Genomic DNA, 26,687 nt, shown 5'->3' on the forward strand with positions numbered 1-26,687 from the left:
GTAGGTCATCGTCAAGATTCAATTGCAGAACCCCGTTTGCGAAAGCAGACGGGGTTTTGTCTTTTTCGGATCTGAAAAACGCGTCACTTGGTGGCTGTGCGGTCTGATGGATACTCGTTGTTCGCCCGGTGGTGTGAAGCTGTCCGTTGTCCACCAGCGTCTATCTCCTTTCCCGTCCCTCCCAGGTCAATGCTTTGCAATAGCACACGCCATGGCTATGATGCGTCCCTCATTTAAGGGCGGTTCGCTGATGCAACGGTTGTTAAGGCTTCTGAGTGATGGAGAGTTTCATTCAGGCGAAGATCTGGGACGAACCTTGGGTGTCAGTCGCAGTGCTGTCTGGAAGAGGCTGCAACAATTGCAAGACGAAACGGGTCTTGAGATTCATAAGGTGCGGGGCCGAGGTTATCGCCTCGCCAGTCCTCTGCACGTATTGGATCTCCAGCGGTTGAGTGCAGCCCACAGAGGATGGGGTTGGACCGTACACGTGCATGATGTCATCGATTCAACGAATGCCGAAGCCATGCGTCTGGTAGCCGCAGGTGCGCCGCTGCCTGCGCTTGTATTATCGGAGCAGCAAACGGCTGGTAGAGGGCGGCGCGGCCGCAAGTGGATCAGTCCTTACGCAGAGAATCTCTATTACAGCCTCGCCCTGCGGATCGACGGTGGCATGCGTCAGCTGGAAGGGCTCAGTCTGCTGGTTGGGCTTGCGGTCGTTAATACATTGCGCGAGATGGGCGTCGAGCGCGCAGGGCTTAAGTGGCCTAACGACATACTCGCAGGCGGTAAGAAGCTCGCGGGTATCTTGTTAGAATTGACTGGCGATCCCGCCGATGTGTGCCATGTCGTCATTGGTATAGGCATCAATGTGAACATGCGCACTGCCCAAGAAGTTGACCAGGCCTGGACATCTATGAGGCTTGAAACGGGGATTGATATAGATCGGAACGAGGTCTCCAGTCGACTGAGCTCTGTGTTGAATCCATACCTCGAGGTCCACGGCAGGTCGGGGTTTGCGGCCTTCAAAGACGAATGGGAGCGTCATCATCTTTGGCAGGGCTGCCCGGTCACGCTCCTGGCTGGATCGACCGCGGTGGATGGGATGGTAGTAGGGGTAGATGCGGTGGGTGCACTCCGTCTGGAGGTTGAGGGCGAGGTTCGAACGTTCAGCGGCGGTGAGCTGAGTCTAAGATTGCGCAACTAAACGGATGTCATGAGGTTGCTATGCGGTGGGTGTTCTTGCTGTTGTTGATGCTCAATGTCTTTTATTACGTATGGCACCAGCAAGAGGCTCCGTTGAGGCCCAAAGAGGTTGCGTCGCTTTCGCTCTTCAAGGGGGCGCGGCAAAACATCCGACTGCTGAGCGAGGGCGCTGATGCCTCGTCAGTCAACGAATCAGCAGAGGCAGGGTCGCAGTGTATTTATTTGGGTGGTGATATTTCGAGGGCAGTGGCACAAATGATCGAGCAGCGCCTAGTCAGTTTGGATATCCAGGCTCAAGCGTTAGATCATGCAGATGAAGCATCGACTGCATCCTACTGGGTCAAAATTGCGCCCGAAAGTCGACGCCTTGTGGATGATGCGGTTGTATCGAGACTGCGCCAGGACTTCCCTCAGATAAAAAGTAAAATTATGTCATGCCAAAGCATTGCAACTGCTGAGTAGTTTGCATAGAATGGCGCCCGCTTCGCAGTGCAAGGCAACGCCCGGCACGGGCAAAGCAAGCGTTAACTTTCGTAACCTCAAGATTTTATTGAGAAAAAGGTTGACAGAAGGGCGTCATAGGTTAATATGTCGCCTCGCTTAGGAGGGGTTCCCGAGCGGCCAAAGGGATCAGACTGTAAATCTGACGTCTACGACTTCGAAGGTTCGAATCCTTCCCCCTCCACCATAATTTTGAGCGTAAGCAGCAAGCTCTGCGGGTATAGTTTAGTGGTAGAACCTCAGCCTTCCAAGCTGATGATGCGGGTTCGATTCCCGCTACCCGCTCCAAGTTTTCTGGTTGTGCAAAGTGTTTCGCTCTTGTAGCTCAGTTGGTAGAGCACACCCTTGGTAAGGGTGAGGTCAGCGGTTCAAATCCGCTCAAGAGCTCCATGACTAAGGCAGATATGCAAGTATCTGCCTTTGTTTTAGGTGTCGTGATTGGTCCGGATTTTGGCTTCGGGTCTGGTCAAGGCGATTCCTTGCGGCGTTTGATCAAGCTTTGGAGCTTGGTTAAAAGGCTGTTGAAATCTTCCTGTCGGGTCCGCATAATGGTCGGCCTGATGTAGCTTTTAGGTCAGTAGCTCAATTGGCAGAGCGACGGTCTCCAAAACCGTAGGTTGGGGGTTCGATTCCCTCCTGACCTGCCAGATTCGCATCACGTATCTGGCTTTCTTTTCACAGGATTTTAGTAGATGAATCCAAAGGCTGAAGCCCCAGACTCCCGTTTAGATTTTGTGAAGTGGCTTGTTGTAGTGCTTCTGGTCGTAGTGGGCGTTGTCGGAAATCAATACTACTCGGCGCAGCCAATCCTGTATCGCGTGCTTGCCCTGCTTGTCATTGCCGCCGTAGCGGCTTACGTGGCGCTGCAGACGGGCAAGGGCAAGGCTTTCTTCGTGTTGGCCAAGGAAGCTCGCGCAGAGATTCGCAAGGTCGTATGGCCTACTCGTCAAGAGACCACCCAGACTACCCTGATCGTGGTTGCTGTGGTTCTGGTTATGGCGCTGCTGTTGTGGGGGCTTGATTCCCTGCTCGGCTGGCTTGTTTCCCTGATTGTCGGCTAAGGGTGTCCCGTGGCTAAGCGTTGGTACGTCGTGCATGCATACTCGGGTTACGAGAAGCATGTCATGCGCTCCTTGATTGAGCGTGTAAAGCTTGCAGGCATGGAAGATGGCTTTGGCGAGATTCTGGTTCCTACCGAAGAAGTGGTAGAGATGCGGAATGGTCAAAAGCGCAAAAGTGAGCGTAAGTTCTTCCCTGGCTATGTGCTGGTTCAGATGGAAATGAATGAGGGTACTTGGCACCTGGTCAAGGATACCCCGCGTGTTATGGGCTTCATCGGGGGTACCGCTGACAAGCCGGCGCCCATTACTGATAAAGAGGCCGAAGCCATTCTGCGTCGTGTAGCAGATGGTAGCGATAAGCCGAAGCCGAAGACTCTGTTCGAGCCTGGCGAGGTTGTTCGAGTTACTGATGGGCCGTTTGCTGACTTTAACGGCACCGTTGAAGAGGTTAACTACGAAAAGAGCCGGATTCAGGTTGCCGTGCTTATTTTCGGTCGCTCTACTCCGGTAGAGCTTGAGTTCAGTCAGGTCGAGAAGGTCTGACTGGGCTGGGAATCCCATACCCCACAGTCGAAGGCTGTGGGGTTTTGTCGTCACTGGGATAAACGCGCAAGTAGCCGGGGAGCCTTTCGAGGCGTTTGAACCCGTAATTGGAGTGCCTCATGGCCAAGAAAATTACCGCTTATATCAAGCTTCAAGTGAAAGCCGCTCAGGCTAACCCGAGCCCGCCCGTCGGTCCTGCTCTGGGTCAGCACGGCGTGAACATCATGGAATTCTGTAAGGCTTTCAACGCCCGTACCCAAGGTATGGAGCCAGGCCTGCCGACTCCAGTGATCATCACTGTTTATAGCGATCGTAGCTTCACTTTTGAAACCAAAAGTACCCCTGCGTCGGTCCTGCTGAAAAAAGCTGCTGGCCTGACCAGTGGTTCTGCTCGTCCTAACACCGTCAAGGTTGGCACTGTTACCCGTGCTCAGCTGGAAGAAATCGCCAAGACCAAAAAAGCGGATCTGACTGCAGCTGACATGGATGCGGCCGTGCGTACCATCGCCGGTTCCGCACGTAGCATGGGCCTCAACGTGGAGGGTGTGTAATGGCTAAGCTGACCAAGCGCCAGAAAGCTATCGCTTCGAAAGTTGAAGCGGGCAAATCTTACAGCTTCAACGACGCGGCTGTGCTGCTGGCTGAATTGTCGACCGTAAAATTCAGCGAGTCCTTCGACGTCGCTGTGAATCTGGGCGTTGACCCACGTAAATCCGACCAGGTCGTTCGTAGCGCTACCGTGCTGCCGCATGGCACTGGTAAGACTGTTCGCGTAGCTGTTTTCACCCAAGGTCCAGCCGCTGAAGCCGCTTTGGCCGCGGGCGCTGATCGCGTGGGTATGGACGATCTGGCTGCCGAGATGAAGGGTGGCGATCTGAACTATGACGTTGTTATCGCTTCTCCGGACGCGATGCGTGTTGTAGGTCAGCTGGGTCAGGTTCTGGGTCCACGTGGCCTGATGCCTAACCCGAAAGTCGGGACTGTGACGCCAGACGTTGCCGGCGCGGTGAAGAACGCAAAGGCTGGTCAGGTTCGTTACCGCACTGACAAAAACGGCATTATCCACACCTCCGTTGGCAAAGTTGGCTTTGAGGCTGACAAGCTGCGCGAGAACGTCGAAGCACTGATCGCTGATCTGAAGCGCATCAAGCCAGCTTCTTCGAAAGGTATCTACGTCAAGCGCGTTACCCTGAGCACCACCATGGGCCCAGGCCTGGTCATCGATCAGAGCTCGCTGAACGCGTAAGACAAGCCGACGTGACTACGGTTGCGTCGACAAAAGATTGGGGTCCCTGCCTGGCGGGGGCTATCCAAGACCGTAGGCGGCGAAAGTCTTAAACCACAAGCCTACGCAGATGGTGCTCCCGGTTCCTTACCGAATCAGACACCAAAACGACATCCGGCCTAGGCCAGATGAAACGGTAACAAGCAGGAGTTAAACCCGTGGCAATTAAACTCGAAGACAAGAAGGCCATCGTCGCTGAAGTCAACGAGGCTGCCAAAGTCGCTCTGTCCGCTGTCGTGGCTGATGCCCGTGGCGTGACAGTAGGCGCGATGACTGGACTCCGTAAAGAGGCTCGTGAAGCTGGCGTTTACGTACGTGTGGTGCGTAACACTCTGCTCAAGCGTGCTGTTGCTGACACTGAATTCAGTGTTCTCAACGACGCCTTCACCGGCCCTACCTTGATCGCTTTCTCCAACGAACATCCTGGCGCTGCTGCCCGTCTGTTCAAGGAATTTGCGAAAGGTCAGGACAAGTTCGAGATCAAGGCAGCTGCGTTTGATGGCAAGTTCCTTGCCGCCAATCAGATCGATGTGTTGGCTACCCTGCCAACTCGCGACGAAGCTATTGCGAAGCTGATGAGCGTGATCCAAGGCGCAACCAGCAAGCTGGCTCGTACTCTGGCAGCTATTCGCGACCAGAAAGAAGCTTCTGCCGCCTAAGGCGACACAAGCGCTTTCGAAATCATATGTTTAATTTGATGGTCGCGTAGGCCGTCACCCCCAATACAGGATATATAGTCATGTCTCTGACTAACGAGCAAATCATCGAAGCAATCGGCCAGAAAACCGTTCTGGAAGTTGTCGAGCTGATCAAAGCGATGGAAGAAACCTTCGGCGTGACCGCTGCTGTAGCTGCTGCTGGTCCAGCTGCTGCCGCCGCTGTGGTTGAAGAGCAAACTGAGTTCAACGTTGTTCTGGCCGAAGCTGGCGAGAAGAAAGTCAACGTGATCAAGGCTGTTCGTGAGCTGACTGGTCTGGGCCTGAAAGAAGCCAAAGAGAAAGTCGACGGCGCTCCTCAGGTTATCGCTGAAGGCGTTTCGAAAGAAGCTGCTGAAGACGCTAAGAAGAAGCTGGAAGAAGCTGGCGCTAAAGTCGAAATCAAGTAATTTCGACCTTGCATCTCCAGCCCAAGCGTTGAGCGAAAGGCTGATGGCTGGTGGCTTTTGCCACCGGCCTTTTTCCGTTATTGGCAGTCGATCAGGTCGACGCCGTAGCGCGCTTCACCCACCGAGAGAGGTGGCGCAAACCATGGGGTTTGCAAGATTTTCTGGTCGCTCCCGCCGGGGGAGGCCAAACAAGCAGGTGACCAAGCTGGGGAACGCTGATGGCTTACTCATATACTGAGAAAAAACGTATCCGCAAGGACTTTAGCAAGTTGCCGGACGTCATGGATGTGCCTTACCTCCTGGCCATCCAGCTGGATTCGTATCGTGAATTCTTGCAAGCGGGAGCGACTAAAGATCAGTTCCGCGACGTGGGCCTGCATGCGGCCTTCAAATCCGTTTTCCCGATCATCAGCTACTCCGGCAACGCCGCTTTGGAGTACGTCGGTTATCGTCTGGGCGAACCGGCTTTTGATGTCAAGGAGTGCGTGTTGCGCGGCGTGACATACGCCGTACCTTTGCGAGTAAAAGTCCGCTTGATCATTTTCGACAAAGAGTCGTCGAACAAAGCGATCAAGGACATCAAAGAGCAAGAAGTCTACATGGGTGAAATTCCCTTGATGACTGAAAACGGTACCTTCGTTATTAACGGTACCGAGCGCGTTATCGTTTCCCAGTTGCACCGTTCCCCGGGCGTGTTTTTTGACCACGACCGCGGCAAGACGCACAGCTCCGGAAAGTTGCTGTACTCCGCTCGCGTGATTCCTTACCGTGGCTCCTGGTTGGACTTCGAGTTCGATCCAAAGGACTGTGTATTCGTCCGTATCGACCGTCGTCGCAAGCTGCCGGCGTCCGTTCTGCTGCGTGCGCTGGGCTACACCACTGAAGAAGTGCTCGATGCGTTCTACACCACCAACGTTTTCCATGTTCAGGGAGAGACCCTCAGCCTGGAGTTGGTACCGCAGCGACTGCGTGGTGAGGTTGCCGTACTGGATATCCAGGACGACAAGGGCAAGGTCATCGTCGAACAAGGTCGCCGTATCACTGCGCGCCACATCAACCAGTTGGAAAAAGCGGGCATCAAAGCGCTCGACGTTCCACTGGATTACGTGCTTGGCCGTACGACTGCCAAGGCAATCGTACATCCGGCCACTGGTGAGATCATTGCCGAGTGCAATACTGAACTGAACACCGAGCTTTTGGCCAAAATTGCCAAAGCCCAGGTTGTCCGTATCGAGACGTTGTACACCAACGATATCGACTGCGGTCCGTTCATCTCCGACACGCTGAAAATCGATTCGACCGGCAACCAGCTGGAAGCGCTGGTCGAAATCTATCGGATGATGCGTCCAGGCGAGCCTCCGACCAAGGATGCTGCCGAAACCCTGTTCAACAACCTGTTCTTCAGCCCAGAACGTTACGACCTGTCGGCTGTAGGGCGCATGAAGTTCAACCGTCGTATCGGTCGTACCGAGATCGAAGGTTCGGGCGTACTGTGCAAAGAAGATATCGTTGAGGTTCTCAAGACCTTGGTCGATATCCGTAACGGTAAAGGCATCGTCGACGATATCGACCACTTGGGTAACCGTCGTGTTCGTTGCGTAGGCGAGATGGCCGAAAACCAGTTCCGCGTGGGTCTGGTTCGCGTTGAGCGTGCGGTCAAAGAGCGCCTGTCGATGGCTGAGAGTGAAGGCCTGATGCCTCAGGATCTGATCAACGCCAAGCCAGTTGCTGCTGCCGTCAAGGAATTCTTCGGCTCCAGCCAACTGTCGCAGTTCATGGACCAGAACAACCCGCTGTCGGAGATTACGCACAAGCGTCGTGTCTCCGCTCTCGGCCCGGGTGGTCTGACCCGCGAGCGCGCAGGCTTCGAAGTTCGTGACGTGCACCCGACGCATTACGGTCGCGTATGCCCGATCGAAACACCGGAAGGCCCGAACATCGGCCTGATCAACTCGTTGGCTGCCTATGCACGGACTAACCAGTACGGCTTCCTGGAAAGCCCGTACCGAGTGGTCAAGGAAGGTTTGGTCACCGACGAGATCGTGTTCCTGTCAGCTATTGAAGAAGCCGACCATGTGATCGCGCAGGCTTCGGCAGCAATGAACGACAAAGGTCAATTGATCGATGAATTGGTTGCCGTACGTCACCTGAACGAATTCACCGTCAAGGCGCCGGAAGACGTCACGTTGATGGACGTCTCGCCGAAGCAGGTCGTTTCGGTTGCCGCGTCGCTGATCCCGTTCCTCGAGCACGACGACGCCAACCGCGCATTGATGGGTTCGAACATGCAGCGTCAAGCTGTTCCGACTCTGCGCGCCGACAAGCCGCTCGTGGGTACCGGGATGGAGCGTAACGTTGCCCGCGACTCCGGCGTTTGCGTCGTGGCACGCCGCGGCGGTGTGATCGACTCAGTCGATGCCAGCCGTATCGTCGTTCGTGTTGCAGATGACGAAGTCGAACCAGGTGAAGCCGGTGTAGACATCTACAACTTGACCAAATACACCCGCTCTAACCAGAACACCTGTATCAATCAGCGTCCGCTGGTGAGCAAGGGTGATCGCGTACAGCGTAGCGACATCATGGCCGACGGCCCGTCCACCGACATGGGTGAACTGGCACTGGGTCAGAACATGCGCATCGCGTTCATGGCGTGGAACGGCTTCAACTTCGAAGACTCCATCTGCCTGTCTGAGCGCGTTGTTCAGGAAGATCGTTTCACCACGATCCACATTCAGGAACTGACCTGTGTGGCGCGTGACACCAAGCTTGGCCCGGAAGAGATCACTGCTGACATCCCGAACGTCGGTGAGGCTGCACTTAACAAGCTGGACGAAGCTGGCATCGTTTATGTGGGCGCCGAAGTCGGTCCAGGTGACATTCTGGTCGGTAAGGTCACTCCGAAAGGTGAGACTCAGCTGACGCCTGAAGAAAAGTTGCTTCGCGCAATCTTTGGTGAGAAGGCAAGCGACGTTAAAGACACCTCCCTGCGTGTGCCGACCGGTACCAAAGGTACTGTGATTGACGTTCAGGTTTTCACCCGTGATGGTGTGGAGCGTGACTCGCGTGCGCTGTCGATCGAGAAGAGCCAACTGGATGAGATTCGCAAGGATCTGAACGAAGAGTTCCGTATCGTCGAGGGCGCGACCTTCGAACGTCTGCGCAGCGCGTTGGTTGGTCAAGTGGTTGAGGGTGGTGCTGGCCTGAAAAAAGGCCAGGAGATTACCAGCGAGCTCTTGGACAGCCTCGAACACGGTCAGTGGTTCAAACTGCGCATGGTCGAAGACGCACTGAACGAACAACTTGAGAAGGCTCAGGCCTACATCGTTGATCGTCGCCGCCTGTTGGACGACAAGTTCGAAGACAAGAAGCGCAAGCTGCAGCAAGGTGATGATCTGGCGCCAGGCGTCCTGAAAATCGTCAAGGTTTATCTGGCCATTCGTCGTCGCATCCAGCCGGGCGACAAAATGGCTGGACGCCACGGTAACAAGGGTGTGGTTTCCGTGATCATGCCAGTTGAAGACATGCCGCATGATGCCAACGGCACGCCTGTGGATATCGTACTCAACCCGTTGGGTGTACCTTCGCGTATGAACGTCGGTCAGATTCTCGAAACTCACCTTGGCCTCGCGGCCAAAGGGTTGGGCGAGAAGATCAACCGCATGCTCGAAGAGCAGCGCAAGGTCGTTGAGTTGCGCAAGTTCCTGAGCGAGATCTACAACGAGATTGGTGGTCGCCAAGAGAATCTGGATGACCTTTCTGATCAAGAGATCTTGGATCTGGCGAAGAACCTGCGTGGTGGTGTGCCGATGGCGACACCAGTTTTCGACGGTGCGAAAGAGCGCGAGATCAAGGCGATGTTGCGCTTGGCGGACATGCCAGACAGCGGCCAGATGCAGTTGTTCGACGGCCGCACCGGCAACAAGTTCGAGCGTCCGGTCACCGTCGGCTATATGTACATGCTGAAGCTGAACCACTTGGTGGACGACAAGATGCACGCGCGTTCCACTGGTTCTTACAGCCTGGTCACCCAGCAGCCGCTGGGCGGTAAGGCGCAGTTCGGTGGTCAGCGTTTCGGGGAAATGGAGGTCTGGGCGCTGGAAGCCTACGGCGCTGCTTACACCCTGCAAGAAATGCTCACAGTGAAGTCGGACGATGTGAACGGTCGTACCAAGATGTACAAAAACATCGTGGACGGCGATCACCGTATGGAGCCGGGCATGCCCGAGTCCTTCAACGTGTTGATCAAAGAAATCCGTTCGCTCGGTATCGATATCGATCTGGAAACCGAATAACACGTGACGCGATCGAGAGTGGGTCGGAATGACCACTCTCTGCTCCGCCAGGAGGAAAGGCCTTGAAAGACCTACTGAATTTGCTGAAAAACCAGGGTCAAGTCGAAGAGTTCGACGCCATCCGTATTGGATTGGCCTCGCCTGAGATGATCCGTTCGTGGTCGTTCGGTGAAGTTAAAAAGCCGGAAACCATCAACTACCGTACGTTCAAACCTGAGCGTGACGGCCTGTTCTGCGCCAAGATTTTCGGCCCCGTCAAAGATTACGAGTGCCTGTGCGGCAAGTACAAGCGCTTGAAGCATCGCGGTGTCATCTGTGAGAAGTGCGGCGTTGAAGTTGCACTGGCTAAAGTCCGTCGCGAGCGTATGGCTCACATCGAATTGGCTTCGCCAGTTGCGCACATTTGGTTCCTGAAGTCCCTGCCGTCCCGTATCGGCTTGCTGATGGACATGACCCTGCGTGATATCGAACGCGTTCTCTACTTCGAGAGCTACGTCGTTATCGATCCAGGCATGACGACCCTTGAAAAAGGTCAGCTGTTGAACGACGAGCAGTACTTCGAAGCTCTCGAAGAGTTTGGTGACGACTTCGACGCCCGCATGGGGGCTGAAGCTGTCCGTGAGCTGCTGCACGCTATCGATCTGGAGCACGAGATTGGCCGCCTGCGTGAAGAAATTCCGCAAACCAACTCTGAAACCAAGATCAAGAAGCTGTCCAAGCGTCTGAAATTGATGGAAGCCTTCCAGGGCTCCGGCAACCTGCCTGAGTGGATGGTGTTGACCGTTCTGCCGGTTCTGCCGCCAGATCTGCGTCCACTGGTCCCGCTGGATGGCGGTCGCTTCGCGACTTCTGATCTCAACGATCTGTATCGTCGCGTGATCAACCGTAACAACCGTTTGAAGCGCCTGCTGGATCTGTCCGCTCCGGACATCATCGTGCGCAACGAGAAACGCATGCTGCAGGAAGCTGTGGATGCGCTGCTCGATAACGGTCGTCGCGGTCGCGCCATCACCGGTTCCAACAAGCGTCCTTTGAAATCCTTGGCTGACATGATCAAGGGTAAACAAGGTCGTTTCCGTCAGAACTTGCTCGGTAAGCGTGTTGACTACTCGGGCCGTTCGGTAATTACCGTCGGTCCGACCCTGCGTCTGCACCAGTGTGGTCTGCCGAAGAAAATGGCGCTTGAGCTGTTCAAGCCGTTCATCTTCGGAAAGCTGGAAATGCGTGGTCTGGCGACCACCATCAAGGCTGCCAAGAAGATGGTCGAGCGCGAGTTGCCAGAGGTCTGGGACGTTCTCGCTGAAGTGATTCGCGAACACCCCGTGCTGCTCAACCGTGCTCCGACCCTTCACCGTCTGGGTATTCAGGCGTTTGAGCCGGTTCTGATCGAAGGTAAGGCAATCCAACTGCACCCGTTGGTATGTGCGGCATACAACGCCGACTTCGACGGTGACCAGATGGCTGTTCACGTACCGCTGACGCTGGAAGCCCAGCTCGAGGCGCGTGCGTTGATGATGTCGACCAACAACATTCTGTCTCCAGCGAACGGCGAGCCGATCATCGTTCCATCGCAGGACGTTGTACTGGGCCTGTACTACATGACCCGTGAAGCGATCAACGCCAAGGGCGAGGGCCGTGTATTTGCGGATCTGCAAGAAGTCGATCGGGTCTTCCGGGCCGGTGAAGCGGCTCTGCACGCGAAAATCAAGGTTCGTATTCACGAAACCGTGAACGACCGTGACGGCGGCAGCGTCAAGAACACCCGCATCGTCGACACTACCGTTGGCCGTGCGCTGCTGTTCCAGGTAGTACCGCCAGGGCTGTCGTATGACGTGGTCAACCAGCCGATGAAGAAGAAGGCGATCTCCAAGCTGATCAACCAGTGCTATCGCGTGGTTGGTCTGAAGGAGACTGTAATCTTCGCTGACCAGTTGATGTACACCGGCTTCGCGTACTCGACGATTTCGGGTGTCTCCATTGGCGTTAACGACTTCGTTATCCCCGATGAAAAAGCTCGCATCATCGACACTGCAACCGAAGAAGTTAAAGAGATCGAGAGCCAGTATGCCTCCGGCCTGGTCACTCAGGGCGAGAAGTACAACAAGGTCATCGACCTCTGGTCCAAGGCGAACGACGAAGTATCCAAGGCAATGATGGCCAACCTCTCGAAAGAGAAGGTCGTTGACCGTCACGGTGAGACCGTGGATCAGGAATCGTTCAACTCGATGTACATGATGGCCGACTCCGGTGCGCGTGGTTCTGCGGCACAGATTCGTCAGTTGGCTGGTATGCGTGGCCTGATGGCCAAGCCGGACGGTTCGATCATCGAGACCCCGATTACGGCGAACTTCCGCGAAGGTTTGAGCGTACTCCAGTACTTCATCTCGACCCACGGTGCGCGTAAAGGTCTTGCGGACACCGCGTTGAAAACTGCGAACTCCGGTTACCTGACTCGTCGTCTGGTAGACGTGGCGCAAGACTTGGTCGTGACCGAGGTCGATTGCGGAACCGAGCAAGGCCTGCTGATGACGCCGCACATTGAAGGTGGCGACGTTGTAGAGCCACTGGGTGAGCGTGTGCTGGGTCGTGTGATTGCGCGTGACGTGTTCAAGCCGGGTACCGAGGACGTTATCGTTCCTGCCGGTACACTGGTCGACGAGAAGTGGGTCGAGTTTATCGAGCTCAACAGTATCGACGAAGTTGTGGTGCGTTCGCCGATCAGTTGTGAAACCCGCTACGGTATCTGCGCCAAGTGCTACGGTCGCGACCTGGCCCGCGGTCACCAAGTCAACATTGGTGAAGCCGTCGGTGTCATCGCGGCCCAATCGATCGGCGAGCCGGGTACACAGCTGACCATGCGTACGTTCCACATCGGTGGTGCGGCCAGCCGTACTTCCGCAGCGGACAGCGTTCAGGTCAAGAACGGCGGTGTGGTGCGCTTGCACAACCTGAAACACGTCGAGCGTGCTGACGGTAACCTCGTCGCTGTCTCTCGTTCCGGTGAGTTGGCGATCGCTGACGAGTTTGGTCGTGAGCGTGAGCGCTACAAGTTGCCGTATGGTGCGGTCATTTCGGTGAAGGAAGGCGACAAGGTTGACGCTGGTGCCATTGTGGCCAAGTGGGACCCGCATACTCACCCGATCGTGACCGAGCTGAAAGGTACTGTGACCTATGTCGGCATGGAAGAAGGTATTACGATCAAGCGTCAAACTGACGAACTGACCGGTCTGACCAACATTGAGGTACTTGACCCTAAAGATCGTCCGGCAGCGGGCAAAGACATTCGCCCAGCGGTGAAGATGGTGGGTGCGGACGGGAAGGATCTGTTGCTGCCTGGTACTGATGTACCGGCTCAATACTTCCTGCCAGCGAACGCCTTGGTTGGTATCGCGGACGGCGCGCAAGTGGGTGTGGGTGATGTTCTGGCCCGTATTCCGCAAGAAACGTCGAAAACCCGTGACATCACCGGTGGTCTGCCGCGCGTTGCTGACTTGTTCGAAGCTCGTCGTCCGAAAGAGGCGTCGATCCTTGCTGAGGTCAGCGGTACGATCGCATTCGGTAAAGAAACCAAGGGCAAGCGTCGCTTGGTCATCACGCCGAACGACGGCAGCGATCCGTACGAAGAGCTGATTCCAAAGTGGCGTCATCTGAACGTGTTCGAAGGCGAGCAGGTCAACCGCGGTGAGGTTATTTCGGACGGTCCTAGCGATCCGCATGACATCCTGCGTCTGCTGGGTGTCAGCGCGCTGGCGAAGTACATCGTCAATGAGATTCAGGACGTTTACCGTCTGCAGGGCGTAAAAATCAACGATAAGCACATCGAGACGATTCTTCGTCAGATGCTGCGCAAGGTCGAGATCAGTGAGTCGGGCGACTCGAGCTTCATCAAGGGTGACCAGATGGAGCTGACGCATGTTCTGGTAGAGAACGAGCGCCTCGTACAGGAAGAGAAGTTCGTTGCGAAGTTCACTCGTGTACTGCTCGGTATCACCAAGGCTTCGCTGTCGACCGAATCGTTCATCTCGGCGGCTTCTTTCCAAGAAACCACTCGCGTTCTGACCGAAGCGGCGGTAACTGGCAAGCGCGACTACCTGCGTGGATTGAAAGAGAACGTGGTCGTAGGTCGTCTGATTCCTGCGGGTACCGGGTTGGCCTATCACAGCGAGCGTAAGCGTCGCCGTGATGCTGAGAAACCACTGCGCGTTAGCGCGAGTGAAGTGGAAGCAGCGCTGACTGAGGCGCTGAATTCAAGCAGCAATTGAGCGTAGTGCCTCAACCATTATCCGCTTGGAGACCAGTTCACCTGGTATTCAAGAGGATAGGGAGGTTGGGGCGCTGCCTTGACTGGGGGCAGGATCCTCTTTAGACTCTTGTACCCCAAAATCTGGCGGGACTTCGTCCTGCCATTTTGCTTTTCTTGCAAGACAATAGCGTCGCAAGACAACAGTGGAGCTAGTAGATGGCAACTATCAACCAGCTGGTACGTCAGCCGCGCAAGCGTATCGTCGAGAAATCCGACGTTCCTGCGCTGCAGAACTGCCCGCAACGTCGTGGCGTGTGCACCCGTGTGTACACCACCACGCCGAAAAAACCTAACTCGGCACTGCGTAAAGTGTGCCGCGTGCGTCTGACCAACGGTTTCGAGGTTTCCTCGTACATCGGTGGTGAAGGCCACAACCTGCAAGAGCACAGCGTCGTCCTGATTCGCGGCGGCCGTGTAAAGGACTTGCCAGGTGTTCGTTACCACACCGTTCGCGGTTCTCTGGATACATCGGGCGTTAAAGGCCGGAACCAGGGTCGTTCCAAGTACGGTACCAAGCGTCCGAAGTAATTCGGTCGTTTTTGCAATCGTTTTTTAAATTTATTGAGTCGATAAGAGTAAGGTCGGGCATTGCATAAGGCATGCGCTGTCCCGGGCGAACCTGAAGACCGTTTGAGGGCTTATCATGCCAAGACGTCGCGTAGCAGCAAAGCGTGAGATTCTTGACGATCCGAAGTACGGATCCCAGATTCTTGCCAAGTTCATGAACCACGTAATGGAGAGCGGCAAGAAGGCCGTTGCCGAGCGTATCGTTTACGGTGCTCTGGATACCGTAAAAGCGCGCAAAGCGGGTACTGACCCCCTGGAACTCTTCGAAAAAGCACTCGACGCCATCGCTCCGCTGGTCGAAGTGAAGTCGCGCCGCGTTGGTGGTGCTACTTACCAGGTTCCGGTTGAAGTACGTCCTTCCCGTCGTAATGCTCTGGCAATGCGTTGGTTGGTAGACTTCGCGCGCAAGCGCGGTGAGAAGTCCATGGCTCTGCGCTTGGCTGGCGAACTGCTGGACGCCGCCGAAGGTAAAGGTGCTGCAGTCAAGAAGCGTGAAGACGTGCACCGTATGGCTGAGGCCAACAAGGCTTTCTCGCACTACCGCTTCTAATTTCAGCGTCACTCAATTTGCGAGGGCTTTATGGCTCGTACTACTCCGATTAACCGCTACCGTAACATCGGTATCGTTGCTCACGTGGATGCTGGTAAAACCACCACCACCGAGCGCGTCCTTTTTTACACCGGCGTAAACCACAAAATGGGCGAGGTGCATGATGGCGCCGCGACCATGGACTGGATGGTTCAGGAGCAGGAGCGTGGTATTACCATCACTTCTGCTGCGACCACTGCTTTCTGGCAGGGCTCTGTCAAGCAGCACAAAGACAAGTATCGCTTCAACATCATCGATACCCCCGGCCACGTTGACTTCACCATTGAAGTAGAGCGTTCGCTGCGCGTACTCGACGGCGCTGTCGTTGTGTTCTGCGGTACTTCGGGCGTTGAGCCTCAGTCGGAAACCGTATGGCGTCAAGCCAACAAATACGGTGTACCTCGTCTTGTTTACGTCAACAAGATGGACCGTGCTGGTGCGAACTTCCTGCGCGTCGTTGATCAGATCAAAAAGCGCTTGGGCCATACACCGGTTCCAATTCAGCTGGCAATCGGTTCGGAAGATAACTTCCAGGGCCAGATCGACCTGATGACCATGGAAGCCGTGTACTGGAACGATGCCGACAAAGGCATGGAGCCACGCCGCGAAGCCATCCCTGCTGATATGCAGGAGCTGGCTGAGGAATGGCGCAGCAATATGGTTGAAGCTGCGGCTGAAGCCAACGAAGAGCTGATGAACAAGTACCTGGAAGGTGAAGAGCTGTCGATCGAAGAGATCAAGGCTGCACTGCGTCAGCGTACTATTGCCGGCGAAATCGTTCTGGCTGTCTGCGGTTCGTCGTTCAAGAACAAAGGGGTTCCCTTGGTTCTCGATGCCGTTATCGACTTCCTGCCTGCGCCAGTCGAGATTCCTGCCATCAAGGGTATCAACCCTGATGACAAGGAGCTGGACAAAGATGACCCGGCTGTTCGTCACGACGAGCGTCACGCTGACGACAACGAGCCGTTCTCTGCGCTGGCATTCAAGATTGCGACCGACCCGTTCGTGGGCTCGATTACCTTTGTTCGCGTCTATTCGGGCGCGCTGAACTCTGGTGACTCGGTTCTGAACTCGGTTAAAGGCAAGAAAGAGCGTGTGGGCCGTATGGTTCAGATGCATGCCAACAGCCGCGAAGAAATCAAGGAAGTACTGGCAGGTGACATCGCCGCCCTGATCGGCATGAAAGATGTGACCACTGGTGAAACTCTGTGCGCACTGGATAAGCCGATTATCCTTGAGCGTATGGACTTCCCTGAGCCGGTGATTTCGGTTGCTGTTGAGCCGAAAACCAAAGATGACCAGGAAAAAATGGGTATCGCTCTGAGCAAGCTGGCTCAAGAAGACCCGTCTTTCCGCGTCAAGACCGATGAAGAGACTGGTCAAACGATCATCTCTGGCATGGGCGAATTGCACCTGGACATCCTGGTTGACCGGATGCGTCGTGAGTTCAACGTCGAAGCCAACATCGGTAAACCGCAAGTTTCTTATCGTGAGAAGATCACCAAGAACTGCGAAATCGAAGGCAAGTTCGTTCGTCAGTCCGGCGGTCGTGGCCAGTTCGGCCATTGCTGGATCCGTTTTGCACCTGCTGACGAAGGTCAGGAAGGTCTGCAGTTCGTGAACGAAGTAGTGGGTGGTGTGGTTCCGAAGGAATACATCCCAGCTATCCAGAAAGGTATCGAAGAGCAGATGAAGAACGGCGTTGTTGCCGGCTATCCGCTCATCGGTCTGAAAGCAACCGTCTTTGACGGTTCTTACCACGACGTCGACTCCAACGAGATGGCGTTCAAGGTGGCTGCCTCCATGGCGACCAAGCAACTGGCCTCCAAAGGCGGCGGTGTGGTGCTTGAGCCGATCATGAAGGTAGAAGTTGTAACACCTGAGGACTACATGGGTGACGTGATGGGTGACCTGAACCGTCGTCGTGGTCTGATCCAGGGTATGGAGGATACGGTTTCCGGCAAGGTCATTCGTGCTGAGGTTCCGTTGGGCGAGATGTTTGGTTATGCAACCGACGTTCGTTCCATGTCTCAGGGTCGCGCGAGCTACTCTATGGAATTCTCCAAATACTCCGAAGCTCCGTCGAATATCGTCGAAGCTCTCGTTAAAAAACAAGGCTGATTCAGCCCCTTTAGGCTAGGAGTTCACTGTCGTGGCTAAAGAAAAATTTGAACGTAACAAACCGCACGTCAACGTTGGCACCATCGGTCACGTTGACCACGGTAAAACCACTCTGACCGCTGCTCTGACTCGCGTTTGCTCCGAAGTTTTCGGTTCGGCCAAAGTCGACTTCGACAAAATCGACAGCGCGCCAGAAGAAAAGGCTCGTGGTATCACCATCAACACTGCGCACGTTGAGTATGACTCGTCTGTACGTCACTACGCGCACGTTGACTGCCCAGGTCACGCCGACTACGTCAAAAACATGATCACTGGTGCTGCCCAGATGGACGGCGCGATCCTGGTTTGCTCGGCTGCCGATGGTCCGATGCCTCAGACTCGTGAGCACATCCTGCTGTCCCGCCAGGTTGGCGTTCCATACATCGTTGTCTTCCTGAACAAGGCTGACATGGTGGATGATGCTGAGCTGCTGGAACTGGTTGAGATGGAAGTTCGCGACCTGCTGAGCACCTACGACTTCCCAGGTGATGACACTCCGATCATCATTGGTTCGGCTCTGATGGCCCTGAACGGTCAAGACGACAACGAAATGGGTACCAGCGCTGTCAAGAAGCTGGTTGAAACTCTGGACAGCTACATTCCAGAGCCGGAGCGCGCTATCGACAAGCCGTTCCTGATGCCAATCGAAGACGTATTCTCGATCTCGGGTCGCGGTACTGTTGTGACTGGCCGTGTTGAGCGTGGCATCGTTCGCATCCAGGAAGAGGTTGAGATCGTTGGCCTGCGTCCAACCACCAAAACTACCTGCACCGGCGTTGAAATGTTCCGCAAACTGCTGGACGAAGGCCGTGCTGGTGAGAACTGCGGCGTTCTGCTGCGTGGCACCAAGCGTGATGACGTTGAGCGTGGTCAGGTTCTGGCCAAGCCAGGGTCTGTTAAGCCGCACACCAAGTTCACCGCAGAAGTTTACGTTCTGTCGAAAGAAGAAGGCGGTCGCCACACTCCTTTCTTCAAAGGCTACCGTCCACAGTTCTACTTCCGTACTACTGACGTGACTGGTTCCTGCGAACTGCCAGAAGGCGTTGAAATGGTAATGCCAGGTGACAACATCCAGATGGAAGTCACTCTGATCAAGACCATCGCAATGGAAGACGGTCTGCGTTTCGCTATCCGTGAAGGCGGTCGTACCGTCGGCGCTGGCGTCGTAGCCAAAATCATCGAGTAATCCTCGGTAGATTGAAAAAGCCCCCGCCTAGCGGGGGCTTTTTTATTGGGTTGACACCCTGTTGACCCGTCTATAGAATTGCGCCTCCTTTTAACGGGCGTATTGCGCTCGGTGGGAAGTAGCCTGGAGTCTGAAATCCAATGCAAAATCAGCAAATCCGTATCAGGTTGAAGGCTTTTGACCATCGCCTGATCGACCAATCCACCCAGGAAATCGTGGAAACCGCGAAACGTACTGGTGCTCAAGTGCGTGGTCCTATTCCACTGCCTACTCGTAAAGAGCGGTTCACTGTTCTGGTTTCTCCGCACGTCAACAAAGACGCGCGCGACCAGTACGAGATCCGTACTCACAAGCGTGTACTGGACATCGTCCAGCCGACGGATAAAACCGTTGATGCGCTTATGAAGCTTGATCTTGCGGCAGGTGTGGAAGTGCAGATCAGCCTCGGCTAAGACTCGGGTCTTGGTCGTGTAACGCTCTGAAATGGGCGGCCATAGCGGGTGAAAGCCCCGTACACTCATGAGGTTTATAACATGACTATTGGTGTAGTCGGTCGAAAAGCGGGCATGACCCGTATTTTCACCGAAGAAGGTGTCTCCATTCCGGTCACGGTCATCGAGATCGAGCCGAATCGCGTCACCCAGTTCAAAACCGAAGAAAGCGATGGCTATCGTGCAGTGCAAGTCACTGTCGGTGAGCGTCGTGCTTCGCGCGTAACCGCTGCTCAGGCAGGTCACTTCGCCAAGGCGAACGTTGCCGCTGGTCGCACCGTGCTGGAATTCCGTCTTGAAGAAGGCGAGTACAAGGCTGGTGATCTGATCAATGCAGAAATCTTCGCTGCTGGCCAACTGGTAGACGTTACCGGTCAGTCGAAAGGTAAAGGCTTCGCCGGTACCATCAAGCGTTGGAATTTCCGCGGTCAAGATAATACCCACGGTAACTCCGTTTCCCACCGCGTCCCAGGCTCTATCGGCCAGTGCCAGACTCCTGGTCGTGTATTCAAGGGCAAGAAAATGTCCGGTCATATGGGCGCTGAGCGCGTGACCGTGCAGTCCTTGGAAGTAGTGCGCGTGGACGCTGAACGCAATCTGTTGTTGGTCAAGGGCGCTGTTCCTGGCGCTACTGGCGGCAACGTGGTTGTACGTCCAGCAGCCAAGGCTCGCGGTTAAGGGGAAGCTGACATGCAATTAAACGTAAATGGCGCTCAAGCGATCGAAGTTTCCGAACTGACTTTCGGCGGCGAATTCAACGAGACGCTGGTTCACCAAGCAGTCGTGGCCTACATGGCTGGCGGCCGTCAAGGCACCAAGCAGCAGAAGACCCGTTCCGACGTGGCAGGCGGCGGTAAGCGCCCATGGCGTCAGAAGGGTACTGGTCGTGCTCGTGCCGGTACTATCCGTAGCCCAATCTGGCGCGGCGGCGGCACCACTTTCGCAGCGCGTCCTCAGGACCACTCGCAGAAGCTCAACAAGAAGATGTATCGCGCAGCGTTGCGCTCCATCCTCGCCGAGCTCGTTCGCACCGACCGTCTGGTCGTGGTTCAGGACTTTGCTGTTGAAACTCCGAAAACCAAAGATCTGCTGGGCAAACTGAACAACATGAGCCTGACCGACGTTCTGATCGTGTCGGACGCTGTTGACCAGAACCTGTACCTGGCTGCTCGTAACCTGCCACACGTCGATGTTCGTGACGTGCAGGGTTCCGATCCGGTCAGTCTGATCGCATACGACAAAGTGTTGATCACTGTGTCGGCCGTGAAGAAATTCGAGGAGCTGCTGGGATGAACCAGGAACGCGTATTTAAAGTTCTGCTTGGCCCGCACGTTTCCGAGAAGGCTACGGTTCTGGCAGACAAAAAAGGTCAGTTCGTTTTCAAGGTTGCAACCGATGCGACCAAGCTGGAAATCAAGAAGGCCGTCGAAAGCCTGTTCAGCGTGAAAGTTGAGCGCGTGACTACCCTGAACGTTCTGGGTAAATCCAAGCGCACTGCTCGCGGTCTGGGCAAGCGTAATGACTGGAAGAAGGCAGTTATCTCCCTTCAGCCAGGCCAAGATCTCGATTTCAGCAGCAGTGCTGAGTAAGGAAGGGGTGCATCATGGCAATCGTTAAATGCAAACCGACCTCCGCAGGCCGCCGTTTCGTGGTCAAGGTGGTCAACCAGGAGCTGCACAAAGGCGCTCCTCACGCACCGCTGCTCGAGAAAAAATCGAAGTCTGGTGGTCGTAACAACAATGGCCGTATCACTACACGTCACGTTGGTGGTGGTCATAAGCAGCATTACCGTTTGGTTGATTTCCGTCGCAACGACAAAGATGGCATCGCTGCTACCGTCGAGCGTATCGAATACGATCCAAACCGTACCGCTCACATCGCACTGTTGCTGTATGTCGACGGCGAGCGCCGTTACATCATTGCGCCGAAAGGCGTGAGCGCGGGCGATCAGTTGATCTCTGGTGCGCTGGCTCCAATCAAGCCGGGTAACTCGCTGCAACTGCGCAACATTCCAGTTGGTAGCACCGTTCACGGCATCGAGCTGAAGCCAGGTAAGGGTGCCCAGATCGCACGTTCGGCTGGTGCCTCGGCTCAGTTGGTCGCTCGTGAGGGTGTCTACGTTACCTTGCGCCTTCGTTCGGGTGAGATGCGTAAAGTTCTGGCAGAGTGCCGCGCAACTCTGGGTGAGGTTTCGAACTCCGAGCACAGTCTGCGCTCGCTGGGTAAAGCTGGTGCCAAGCGCTGGCGTGGCGTTCGCCCAACCGTTCGTGGTGTTGCCATGAACCCGGTTGATCACCCACACGGTGGTGGTGAAGGTCGTACCTCTGGTGGTCGTCATCCGGTATCGCCGTGGGGCTTCCCGACTAAGGGCGCGAAGACCCGTGGTAATAAGCGTACCGACAAAATGATCGTCCGTCGTCGCAAGTAAATAGAGGGATACGACAGTGCCACGTTCTCTGAAAAAAGGTCCTTTTATTGATCTTCACCTACTGAAGAAGATCGAAGTGGCGGCGGAAAAGAACGATCGCAAACCAGTTAAGACCTGGTCGCGCCGTTCGATGATCCTGCCACAAATGGTCGGTCTGACCATCGCTGTGCATAACGGTCGTCAGCATGTTCCCGTTCTCGTGAACGAAGACATGGTCGGCCACAAACTGGGCGAGTTCGCCGGTACCCGCACTTATCGTGGGCACGTGGCTGACAAGAAAGCCAAGCGTTAAGGGGTAAGGAAATGGAAGTAGCCGCTAAGTTGTCGGGCGCTCGAATCTCCGCCCAGAAAGCCCGCTTGGTCGCCGACCAGATCCGCGGGAAGAAGGTGGGCGAAGCGCTCAACCTGCTGGCTTTCAGCAGTAAGAAAGCCGCCGAGATCATGAAAAAAGTGCTGGAGTCGGCCGTAGCCAACGCCGAGCACAACGAAGGCGCAGACGTAGATGACCTGAAAGTCTCTACTGTTTTCGTCAACGAAGGGCGTTCGCTGAAGCGCATCATGCCACGTGCCAAAGGCCGTGCTGATCGCATCGTCAAGCGGTCTTGCCATATCACTGTCAAGGTTGCTGACAAGTAACGGAGTCGAAGAGATGGGTCAGAAAGTACATCCCATTGGCATTCGCCTGGGAATCGTCAAGGAGCACACCTCCGTCTGGTACGCAGACGGTCGGACTTATGCGGACTATTTGCTCGCAGATCTGAATGTGCGTGAGTATCTCCAAGACAAATTAAAAAGCGCGTCCGTTAGCCGTATCGATATTCATCGTCCGGCTCAAACTGCACGCATCACCATCCACACCGCTCGTCCAGGTATCGTTATCGGGAAGAAGGGTGAAGATGTTGAGAAACTGCGTCAGGACCTGACCAAGCAAATGGGTGTGCCTGTGCACATCAATATCGAAGAGATCCGCAAGCCGGAGCTTGACGGTATGCTGGTTGCTCAGAGCGTAGCTCAGCAGCTGGAGCGTCGTGTGATGTTCCGTCGCGCCATGAAGCGCGCCGTACAGAACGCCATGCGCATTGGTGCCAAAGGCATCAAAATCCAAGTGAGCGGTCGTCTCGGCGGTGCTGAAATCGCACGGACTGAATGGTATCGCGAAGGTCGTGTGCCACTGCACACCCTGCGTGCCGATATCGACTATGCCACCTACGAAGCGCACACCACATACGGTGTGATCGGTGTCAAGGTTTGGATCTTCAAAGGCGAAGTAATTGGTGGTCGCCAAGAAGAACTGAAGCCTCAAGCACCAGCGCCTCGTAAAAAAGCTGCCAAGTAAGGGGTACGCCAAATGTTGCAACCAAAGCGTACGAAGTTCCGCAAGCAGATGACTGGCCACAACCGTGGCTTGGCACTGCGCGGTAGCAAAGTCAGCTTCGGCGAGTTCGCGCTGAAGTCTGTTGCTCGTGGTCGTCTCACCGCTCGTCAGATCGAGTCAGCGCGTCGTGCTCTGACCCGTCACGTAAAACGTGGCGGCAAGATCTGGATCCGTGTATTCCCGGACAAGCCGATTTCCAAAAAGCCTCTCGAGGTTCGGATGGGTAAAGGTAAGGGTAACGTGGAGTACTGGGTTGCCCAGATCCAACCAGGCAAAGTCCTGTACGAGATCGAGGGTGTTTCCGAAGAGTTGGCGCGCGAGGCTTTCGCCCTGGCTGCTGCAAAGCTGCCGCTCGCCACCTCCTTTGTTAAGCGGACGGTGATGTGATGAAAGCGAATGAACTTCGTGAAAAATCAGCACAGCAACTGAACGAGCAACTGCTCGGCTTGCTGCGCGACCAGTTCAATCTGCGTATGCAGAAGGCAACTGGCCAGTTGGGGCAGTCTCACCTGCTCTCGCAAGTTAAGCGTGACATCGCTCGCGTGAAGACTGTGCTCAACCAGCAGGCAGGTAAGTAATCATGGCTGAAGCCGAAAAAACCGTCCGTACGCTGACTGGCCGTGTTGTCAGCGACAAGATGGACAAGACCATCACCGTATTGATCGAGCGTCGCGTCAAGCACCCTATCTACGGTAAATACGTTAAGCGTTCGACTAAGCTGCACGCGCACGACGAAACCAATCAGTGCCACATCGGCGACAAGGTCACTATCCGTGAAACTCGTCCGATGGCCAAGACCAAGTCTTGGGCGCTGGTTGATGTTATCGAACGCGCTGTGGAAGTCTAAGGGCTAGGGGTCGGAGAAATTATATGATTCAGACTCAATCCATGCTCGATGTGGCCGATAACAGCGGCGCTCGCCGCGTTATGTGCATCAAGGTGCTTGGTGGCTCTCATCGTCGTTACGCTGGTATCGGTGACATCATCAAAGTGACCGTCAAGGAAGCGATTCCGCGCGGTAAGGTGAAAAAAGGCCAGGTGATGACTGCTGTTGTAGTCCGCACTCGCCACGGTGTTCGTCGTGCAGACGGCTCCATCATCCGCTTTGACGGCAACGCTGCTGTTCTGTTGAACAACAAGCAAGAGCCGATCGGCACCCGTATCTTTGGGCCAGTGACCCGTGAACTTCGTTCTGAGAAGTTCATGAAGATCGTCTCGCTCGCCCCAGAAGTGCTGTAAGGAGATCCGACATGCAAAAGATTCGTCGTGACGACGAGATCATCGTGATCGCCGGCAAAGACAAAGGTAAGCGCGGTAAGGTGCTCAAGGTTCTCGCTGACGACCGTTTGGTCGTTGGTGGGATCAACCTGGTGAAGCGTCATACCAAGCCTAACCCGATGTCGGGCGTACAGGGCGGTATCGTCGAGAAAGAAGCGCCACTGCACGCTTCCAACGTCGCCATTTTCAACAGCGCAACCAACAAGGCTGACCGTGTTGGTTTCAAAGTTGAAGACGGCAAAAAAATTCGTGTCTTCAAGTCGACCCAAAAAGCGGTTGATGCTTGAACACTGCTAGGTAGAAGACCATGGCACGACTGAAAGAGCTTTACTGGAAGGAAATCGCACCGAAGCTTAAGGACGAACTTAAGCTGTCGAACGTGATGGAAGTTCCACGCATTACCAAGATCACCCTGAACATGGGTCTGGGCGAAGCGATCGGCGACAAAAAAGTCATCGAGCACGCAGTTGCTGACCTTGAAAAGATCACCGGCCAGAAAGTCGTTGTGACTCACGCTCGCAAATCCATCGCAGGCTTCAAAGTCCGCGAAGGTTGGCCGATCGGTGTCAAAGTGACCCTGCGCCGCGACCGTATGTACGAGTTCCTGGACCGTCTGCTGTCGATCTCCCTGCCTCGGGTTCGCGACTTCCGCGGCCTGAATGCCAAGTCCTTCGATGGTCGTGGCAACTACAGCATGGGCGTGAAAGAGCAGATCATCTTCCCGGAAATCGATTACGACAAGATCGATGCCCTGCGCGGTCTGGATATTACCCTGACCACCACTGCTCGTTCGGACGACGAAGGTCGCGCACTGCTGCGTGCTTTCAAGTTCCCGTTCCGCAACTGATTGGAGTAGGACCATGGCCAAGAAGAGCATGAAAAATCGTGAGCTGAAGCGTCAGCTCACCGTTGCCAAGTACGCCACCAAGCGTGCAGCACTGAAAGCTATCATCGTGGATCTGAACGCAAGTCCAGAAGCACGTTGGGAAGCCACCGTTGCGCTGCAGAAGCAACCACGTGACGCAAGCGCTTCGCGCATGCGTAACCGTTGCCGCCTGACTGGTCGTCCGCACGGTGTTTACCGCAAGTTCGGCCTCGCCCGTAACAAGCTGCGTGAAGCTGCCATGCGCGGTGACGTACCAGGCCTGGTTAAAGCCAGCTGGTAATTCGCATTTCTCGTTTCACGCTGCGAGGGGCATTTGTTTCCGACCAGCGCGACACTTGAAGCTGATCAAGCCCCTTTTGGGGCTTGATTCGTTTCTGGGGTACGTCTAGAATTGCCGGCTCGCCAGAGTCCGTGTTTTTTACGTGCCCGGAATATTGAGGCGATAGCTGTAGCCGCAAGGCTCATTTTTTTTGTATCAGGAGCGTCTAGCCCATGAGTATGCAGGACCCGTTAGCGGACATGCTAACTCGTATCCGTAATGCCCAGATGGCTGAAAAGTCCGTCGTAAGCATGCCATCCTCCTCGTTGAAGGTGGCTGTGGCCAAAGTCTTGAAAGACGAAGGTTACATTGCGGGTTATCAGATCAGCAGCGAAACCAAGCCACTGCTGTCCATCGAGCTGAAATACTTCGAAGGCCGTCCAGTCATCGAAGAAGTCAAGCGCGTCAGCCGTCCAGGCCTGCGCCAGTACAAGTCCGTCGATGATCTGCCAAAAGTTCGTGGCGGTCTCGGTGTGTCTATCGTCTCCACCAACAAAGGTGTGATGACTGATCGTGCTGCGCGCGCTGCCGGTGTTGGCGGCGAAGTGCTTTGCACTGTGTTCTAAGGGGGGGGATAAGCATGTCACGCGTAGCTAAGAACCCCGTTAAGTTGCCAGCAGGCGTCGAAGTCAAGCTCGTCGGCCAGCAACTGTCGGTGAAGGGTGCCAAGGGCACTCTCGACCTGAACGTTCATTCGTCCGTCGAAATCGTTGAAGAGTCCGGTGAGCTGCGTTTTGCTGCTCGCAACGGCGATCAACAGACCCGCGCAATGGCCGGTACCACTCGTGCATTGGTCAACAACATGGTCCAGGGCGTAAGCCAAGGCTTTGAGCGTAAGCTCCAGCTGGTCGGTGTTGGTTACAAGGCCCAGGCTAAAGGCAAAATCCTGAACCTGGCTCTCGGCTTCTCGCACCCAGTGGATTACGAACTGCCGGAAGGCGTTACCGCTGAGACTCCAAGCCAGACCGATATCCTGATCAAGGGCATCGACAAGCAACTGGTTGGTCAAGTGGCCGCGGAAATCCGCGATTTCCGTCGTCCAGAGCCGTACAAAGGCAAAGGCGTGCGTTACGCGGACGAAGTTGTCCGTCGTAAAGAAGCCAAGAAGAAGTAGG

31 protein-coding genes and 4 tRNA genes are annotated in these 26,687 nt (G+C 55.2%); all 35 read left to right on the forward strand.

Annotated elements, in window-relative coordinates:
- The first annotated feature begins 250 nt into the window (after window positions 1-250).
- Window positions 251-1,204 (forward strand): bifunctional biotin--[acetyl-CoA-carboxylase] ligase/biotin operon repressor BirA, encoded by a 954-nt coding sequence (gene birA, locus DBP26_RS25430; protein ID WP_108240421.1) that lies wholly within the window; start codon window positions 251-253, stop codon window positions 1,202-1,204.
- Window positions 1,205-1,224: 20 nt separating this feature from the next.
- A complete protein-coding gene (locus DBP26_RS25435; protein WP_108240420.1) occupies window positions 1,225-1,665 on the forward strand; it encodes a hypothetical protein in 441 nt (146 codons plus the stop codon).
- Between the two features lie 141 nt (window positions 1,666-1,806).
- A tRNA-Tyr gene (locus DBP26_RS25440) sits at window positions 1,807-1,891 on the forward strand.
- 27 nt (window positions 1,892-1,918) lie between these two features.
- Window positions 1,919-1,992, forward strand: a tRNA-Gly gene (locus DBP26_RS25445).
- A 26-nt stretch (window positions 1,993-2,018) separates the two neighbouring features.
- A tRNA-Thr gene (locus tag DBP26_RS25450) sits at window positions 2,019-2,094 on the forward strand.
- 181 nt (window positions 2,095-2,275) lie between these two features.
- Window positions 2,276-2,351, forward strand: a tRNA-Trp gene (locus DBP26_RS25455).
- Between the two features lie 45 nt (window positions 2,352-2,396).
- Complete coding sequence (secE, locus tag DBP26_RS25460) at window positions 2,397-2,765, forward strand: preprotein translocase subunit SecE (protein ID WP_108240419.1); 369 nt, start codon at window positions 2,397-2,399, stop codon at window positions 2,763-2,765.
- Between the two features lie 9 nt (window positions 2,766-2,774).
- Window positions 2,775-3,308 carry a transcription termination/antitermination protein NusG gene (gene nusG, locus DBP26_RS25465; protein ID WP_108240418.1) on the forward strand — a complete coding sequence of 178 codons (534 nt, stop codon included), beginning with the start codon at window positions 2,775-2,777 and terminating at the stop codon, window positions 3,306-3,308.
- Between the two features lie 119 nt (window positions 3,309-3,427).
- On the forward strand, window positions 3,428-3,859 hold the full coding sequence (gene rplK, locus DBP26_RS25470; protein ID WP_108240417.1) for a 50S ribosomal protein L11: 432 nt from the start codon (window positions 3,428-3,430) through the stop codon (window positions 3,857-3,859).
- Window positions 3,859-4,554 (forward strand): 50S ribosomal protein L1, encoded by a 696-nt coding sequence (gene rplA / locus DBP26_RS25475; protein ID WP_108240416.1) that lies wholly within the window; start codon window positions 3,859-3,861, stop codon window positions 4,552-4,554. The genes rplK and rplA overlap by 1 nt, the downstream gene beginning before the upstream one ends.
- A 197-nt stretch (window positions 4,555-4,751) precedes the next feature.
- On the forward strand, window positions 4,752-5,252 hold the full coding sequence (rplJ, locus tag DBP26_RS25480; RefSeq protein ID WP_108240415.1) for a 50S ribosomal protein L10: 501 nt from the start codon (window positions 4,752-4,754) through the stop codon (window positions 5,250-5,252).
- An 80-nt stretch (window positions 5,253-5,332) separates the two neighbouring features.
- Window positions 5,333-5,698: a 50S ribosomal protein L7/L12 gene (rplL, locus tag DBP26_RS25485; RefSeq protein WP_108240414.1), complete on the forward strand. Its 366-nt coding sequence runs from the start codon at window positions 5,333-5,335 to the stop codon at window positions 5,696-5,698.
- A 218-nt stretch (window positions 5,699-5,916) separates the two neighbouring features.
- On the forward strand, window positions 5,917-9,990 hold the full coding sequence (rpoB, locus tag DBP26_RS25490) for a DNA-directed RNA polymerase subunit beta (RefSeq protein WP_108240413.1): 4,074 nt from the start codon (window positions 5,917-5,919) through the stop codon (window positions 9,988-9,990).
- A 62-nt stretch (window positions 9,991-10,052) separates the two neighbouring features.
- On the forward strand, window positions 10,053-14,252 hold the full coding sequence (gene rpoC, locus DBP26_RS25495; protein ID WP_108240412.1) for a DNA-directed RNA polymerase subunit beta': 4,200 nt from the start codon (window positions 10,053-10,055) through the stop codon (window positions 14,250-14,252).
- Between the two features lie 197 nt (window positions 14,253-14,449).
- On the forward strand, window positions 14,450-14,821 hold the full coding sequence (gene rpsL, locus DBP26_RS25500; protein ID WP_003186084.1) for a 30S ribosomal protein S12: 372 nt from the start codon (window positions 14,450-14,452) through the stop codon (window positions 14,819-14,821).
- 115 nt (window positions 14,822-14,936) lie between these two features.
- On the forward strand, window positions 14,937-15,410 hold the full coding sequence (rpsG, locus tag DBP26_RS25505; RefSeq protein WP_007970418.1) for a 30S ribosomal protein S7: 474 nt from the start codon (window positions 14,937-14,939) through the stop codon (window positions 15,408-15,410).
- Between the two features lie 30 nt (window positions 15,411-15,440).
- Window positions 15,441-17,570, forward strand: a complete 2,130-nt coding sequence (fusA, locus tag DBP26_RS25510) for an elongation factor G (RefSeq protein WP_108240411.1) — start codon at window positions 15,441-15,443, stop codon at window positions 17,568-17,570.
- Between the two features lie 31 nt (window positions 17,571-17,601).
- On the forward strand, window positions 17,602-18,795 hold the full coding sequence (tuf, locus tag DBP26_RS25515; RefSeq protein ID WP_108240410.1) for an elongation factor Tu: 1,194 nt from the start codon (window positions 17,602-17,604) through the stop codon (window positions 18,793-18,795).
- A 140-nt stretch (window positions 18,796-18,935) separates the two neighbouring features.
- Window positions 18,936-19,247, forward strand: coding sequence for a 30S ribosomal protein S10 (gene rpsJ, locus DBP26_RS25520; RefSeq protein ID WP_003186070.1), 312 nt, complete (start codon window positions 18,936-18,938; stop codon window positions 19,245-19,247).
- Between the two features lie 81 nt (window positions 19,248-19,328).
- On the forward strand, window positions 19,329-19,964 hold the full coding sequence (gene rplC, locus DBP26_RS25525; protein ID WP_108240409.1) for a 50S ribosomal protein L3: 636 nt from the start codon (window positions 19,329-19,331) through the stop codon (window positions 19,962-19,964).
- 12 nt (window positions 19,965-19,976) lie between these two features.
- Window positions 19,977-20,579: a 50S ribosomal protein L4 gene (gene rplD / locus DBP26_RS25530; RefSeq protein ID WP_108240408.1), complete on the forward strand. Its 603-nt coding sequence runs from the start codon at window positions 19,977-19,979 to the stop codon at window positions 20,577-20,579.
- Window positions 20,576-20,875, forward strand: coding sequence for a 50S ribosomal protein L23 (gene rplW / locus DBP26_RS25535; RefSeq protein ID WP_002555488.1), 300 nt, complete (start codon window positions 20,576-20,578; stop codon window positions 20,873-20,875). The genes rplD and rplW overlap by 4 nt, the downstream gene beginning before the upstream one ends.
- Window positions 20,876-20,889: 14 nt before the next feature.
- Window positions 20,890-21,714 (forward strand): 50S ribosomal protein L2, encoded by an 825-nt coding sequence (gene rplB, locus DBP26_RS25540; protein WP_108240407.1) that lies wholly within the window; start codon window positions 20,890-20,892, stop codon window positions 21,712-21,714.
- A 16-nt stretch (window positions 21,715-21,730) separates the two neighbouring features.
- Complete coding sequence (rpsS, locus tag DBP26_RS25545; protein ID WP_002555486.1) at window positions 21,731-22,006, forward strand: 30S ribosomal protein S19; 276 nt, start codon at window positions 21,731-21,733, stop codon at window positions 22,004-22,006.
- An 11-nt stretch (window positions 22,007-22,017) separates the two neighbouring features.
- On the forward strand, window positions 22,018-22,350 hold the full coding sequence (rplV, locus tag DBP26_RS25550; protein ID WP_003103908.1) for a 50S ribosomal protein L22: 333 nt from the start codon (window positions 22,018-22,020) through the stop codon (window positions 22,348-22,350).
- Between the two features lie 13 nt (window positions 22,351-22,363).
- Window positions 22,364-23,050, forward strand: a complete 687-nt coding sequence (gene rpsC, locus DBP26_RS25555; RefSeq protein ID WP_007924192.1) for a 30S ribosomal protein S3 — start codon at window positions 22,364-22,366, stop codon at window positions 23,048-23,050.
- A gap of 12 nt (window positions 23,051-23,062) precedes the next feature.
- Entirely contained in the window at window positions 23,063-23,476 is a 414-nt protein-coding gene (rplP, locus tag DBP26_RS25560) for a 50S ribosomal protein L16 (RefSeq protein ID WP_003228729.1), read from the forward strand.
- Window positions 23,476-23,667, forward strand: coding sequence for a 50S ribosomal protein L29 (rpmC, locus tag DBP26_RS25565; protein WP_002555481.1), 192 nt, complete (start codon window positions 23,476-23,478; stop codon window positions 23,665-23,667). The genes rplP and rpmC overlap by 1 nt, the downstream gene beginning before the upstream one ends.
- A 2-nt stretch (window positions 23,668-23,669) precedes the next feature.
- Window positions 23,670-23,936, forward strand: coding sequence for a 30S ribosomal protein S17 (rpsQ, locus tag DBP26_RS25570; protein ID WP_108240406.1), 267 nt, complete (start codon window positions 23,670-23,672; stop codon window positions 23,934-23,936).
- A gap of 23 nt (window positions 23,937-23,959) precedes the next feature.
- A complete protein-coding gene (gene rplN, locus DBP26_RS25575) occupies window positions 23,960-24,328 on the forward strand; it encodes a 50S ribosomal protein L14 (RefSeq protein ID WP_003243907.1) in 369 nt (122 codons plus the stop codon).
- Window positions 24,329-24,339: 11 nt separating this feature from the next.
- Window positions 24,340-24,654, forward strand: coding sequence for a 50S ribosomal protein L24 (gene rplX / locus DBP26_RS25580; RefSeq protein WP_108240405.1), 315 nt, complete (start codon window positions 24,340-24,342; stop codon window positions 24,652-24,654).
- Window positions 24,655-24,674: 20 nt separating this feature from the next.
- Window positions 24,675-25,214, forward strand: coding sequence for a 50S ribosomal protein L5 (gene rplE / locus DBP26_RS25585; protein WP_108240404.1), 540 nt, complete (start codon window positions 24,675-24,677; stop codon window positions 25,212-25,214).
- A gap of 13 nt (window positions 25,215-25,227) precedes the next feature.
- Complete coding sequence (rpsN, locus tag DBP26_RS25590) at window positions 25,228-25,533, forward strand: 30S ribosomal protein S14 (RefSeq protein ID WP_108240403.1); 306 nt, start codon at window positions 25,228-25,230, stop codon at window positions 25,531-25,533.
- Between the two features lie 212 nt (window positions 25,534-25,745).
- Window positions 25,746-26,138: a 30S ribosomal protein S8 gene (gene rpsH / locus DBP26_RS25595; protein ID WP_108240402.1), complete on the forward strand. Its 393-nt coding sequence runs from the start codon at window positions 25,746-25,748 to the stop codon at window positions 26,136-26,138.
- A 14-nt stretch (window positions 26,139-26,152) separates the two neighbouring features.
- Complete coding sequence (rplF, locus tag DBP26_RS25600) at window positions 26,153-26,686, forward strand: 50S ribosomal protein L6 (RefSeq protein WP_108240401.1); 534 nt, start codon at window positions 26,153-26,155, stop codon at window positions 26,684-26,686.
- The last annotated feature ends 1 nt before the right edge of the window (window position 26,687 follow it).

The sequence above is a fragment of the Pseudomonas sp. RIT409 genome (assembly GCF_003052515.2).
In the GTDB taxonomy this organism is placed as follows: domain Bacteria; phylum Pseudomonadota; class Gammaproteobacteria; order Pseudomonadales; family Pseudomonadaceae; genus Aquipseudomonas.

Coding starts and splice junctions, on each gene's coding strand:
- rplK (WP_108240417.1), top strand. CDS start 3,428: ATGGCCAAGAAAATTACCGCTTATATCAAGCTTCAAGTGAAAGCCGCT.
- fusA (WP_108240411.1), top strand. CDS start 15,441: ATGGCTCGTACTACTCCGATTAACCGCTACCGTAACATCGGTATCGTT.
- rplD (WP_108240408.1), top strand. CDS start 19,977: ATGCAATTAAACGTAAATGGCGCTCAAGCGATCGAAGTTTCCGAACTG.
- rpsJ (WP_003186070.1), top strand. CDS start 18,936: ATGCAAAATCAGCAAATCCGTATCAGGTTGAAGGCTTTTGACCATCGC.
- rplE (WP_108240404.1), top strand. CDS start 24,675: ATGGCACGACTGAAAGAGCTTTACTGGAAGGAAATCGCACCGAAGCTT.
- rplL (WP_108240414.1), top strand. CDS start 5,333: ATGTCTCTGACTAACGAGCAAATCATCGAAGCAATCGGCCAGAAAACC.
- rpsN (WP_108240403.1), top strand. CDS start 25,228: ATGGCCAAGAAGAGCATGAAAAATCGTGAGCTGAAGCGTCAGCTCACC.
- secE (WP_108240419.1), top strand. CDS start 2,397: ATGAATCCAAAGGCTGAAGCCCCAGACTCCCGTTTAGATTTTGTGAAG.
- rplC (WP_108240409.1), top strand. CDS start 19,329: ATGACTATTGGTGTAGTCGGTCGAAAAGCGGGCATGACCCGTATTTTC.
- rplV (WP_003103908.1), top strand. CDS start 22,018: ATGGAAGTAGCCGCTAAGTTGTCGGGCGCTCGAATCTCCGCCCAGAAA.
- rpmC (WP_002555481.1), top strand. CDS start 23,476: ATGAAAGCGAATGAACTTCGTGAAAAATCAGCACAGCAACTGAACGAG.
- rplN (WP_003243907.1), top strand. CDS start 23,960: ATGATTCAGACTCAATCCATGCTCGATGTGGCCGATAACAGCGGCGCT.
- rplW (WP_002555488.1), top strand. CDS start 20,576: ATGAACCAGGAACGCGTATTTAAAGTTCTGCTTGGCCCGCACGTTTCC.
- rpsH (WP_108240402.1), top strand. CDS start 25,746: ATGAGTATGCAGGACCCGTTAGCGGACATGCTAACTCGTATCCGTAAT.
- rpsQ (WP_108240406.1), top strand. CDS start 23,670: ATGGCTGAAGCCGAAAAAACCGTCCGTACGCTGACTGGCCGTGTTGTC.
- rplX (WP_108240405.1), top strand. CDS start 24,340: ATGCAAAAGATTCGTCGTGACGACGAGATCATCGTGATCGCCGGCAAA.
- rpoB (WP_108240413.1), top strand. CDS start 5,917: ATGGCTTACTCATATACTGAGAAAAAACGTATCCGCAAGGACTTTAGC.
- birA (WP_108240421.1), top strand. CDS start 251: ATGCAACGGTTGTTAAGGCTTCTGAGTGATGGAGAGTTTCATTCAGGC.
- rpsL (WP_003186084.1), top strand. CDS start 14,450: ATGGCAACTATCAACCAGCTGGTACGTCAGCCGCGCAAGCGTATCGTC.
- rplF (WP_108240401.1), top strand. CDS start 26,153: ATGTCACGCGTAGCTAAGAACCCCGTTAAGTTGCCAGCAGGCGTCGAA.
- rplP (WP_003228729.1), top strand. CDS start 23,063: ATGTTGCAACCAAAGCGTACGAAGTTCCGCAAGCAGATGACTGGCCAC.
- rpsG (WP_007970418.1), top strand. CDS start 14,937: ATGCCAAGACGTCGCGTAGCAGCAAAGCGTGAGATTCTTGACGATCCG.
- rplB (WP_108240407.1), top strand. CDS start 20,890: ATGGCAATCGTTAAATGCAAACCGACCTCCGCAGGCCGCCGTTTCGTG.
- rplA (WP_108240416.1), top strand. CDS start 3,859: ATGGCTAAGCTGACCAAGCGCCAGAAAGCTATCGCTTCGAAAGTTGAA.
- DBP26_RS25435 (WP_108240420.1), top strand. CDS start 1,225: ATGCGGTGGGTGTTCTTGCTGTTGTTGATGCTCAATGTCTTTTATTAC.
- rpsC (WP_007924192.1), top strand. CDS start 22,364: ATGGGTCAGAAAGTACATCCCATTGGCATTCGCCTGGGAATCGTCAAG.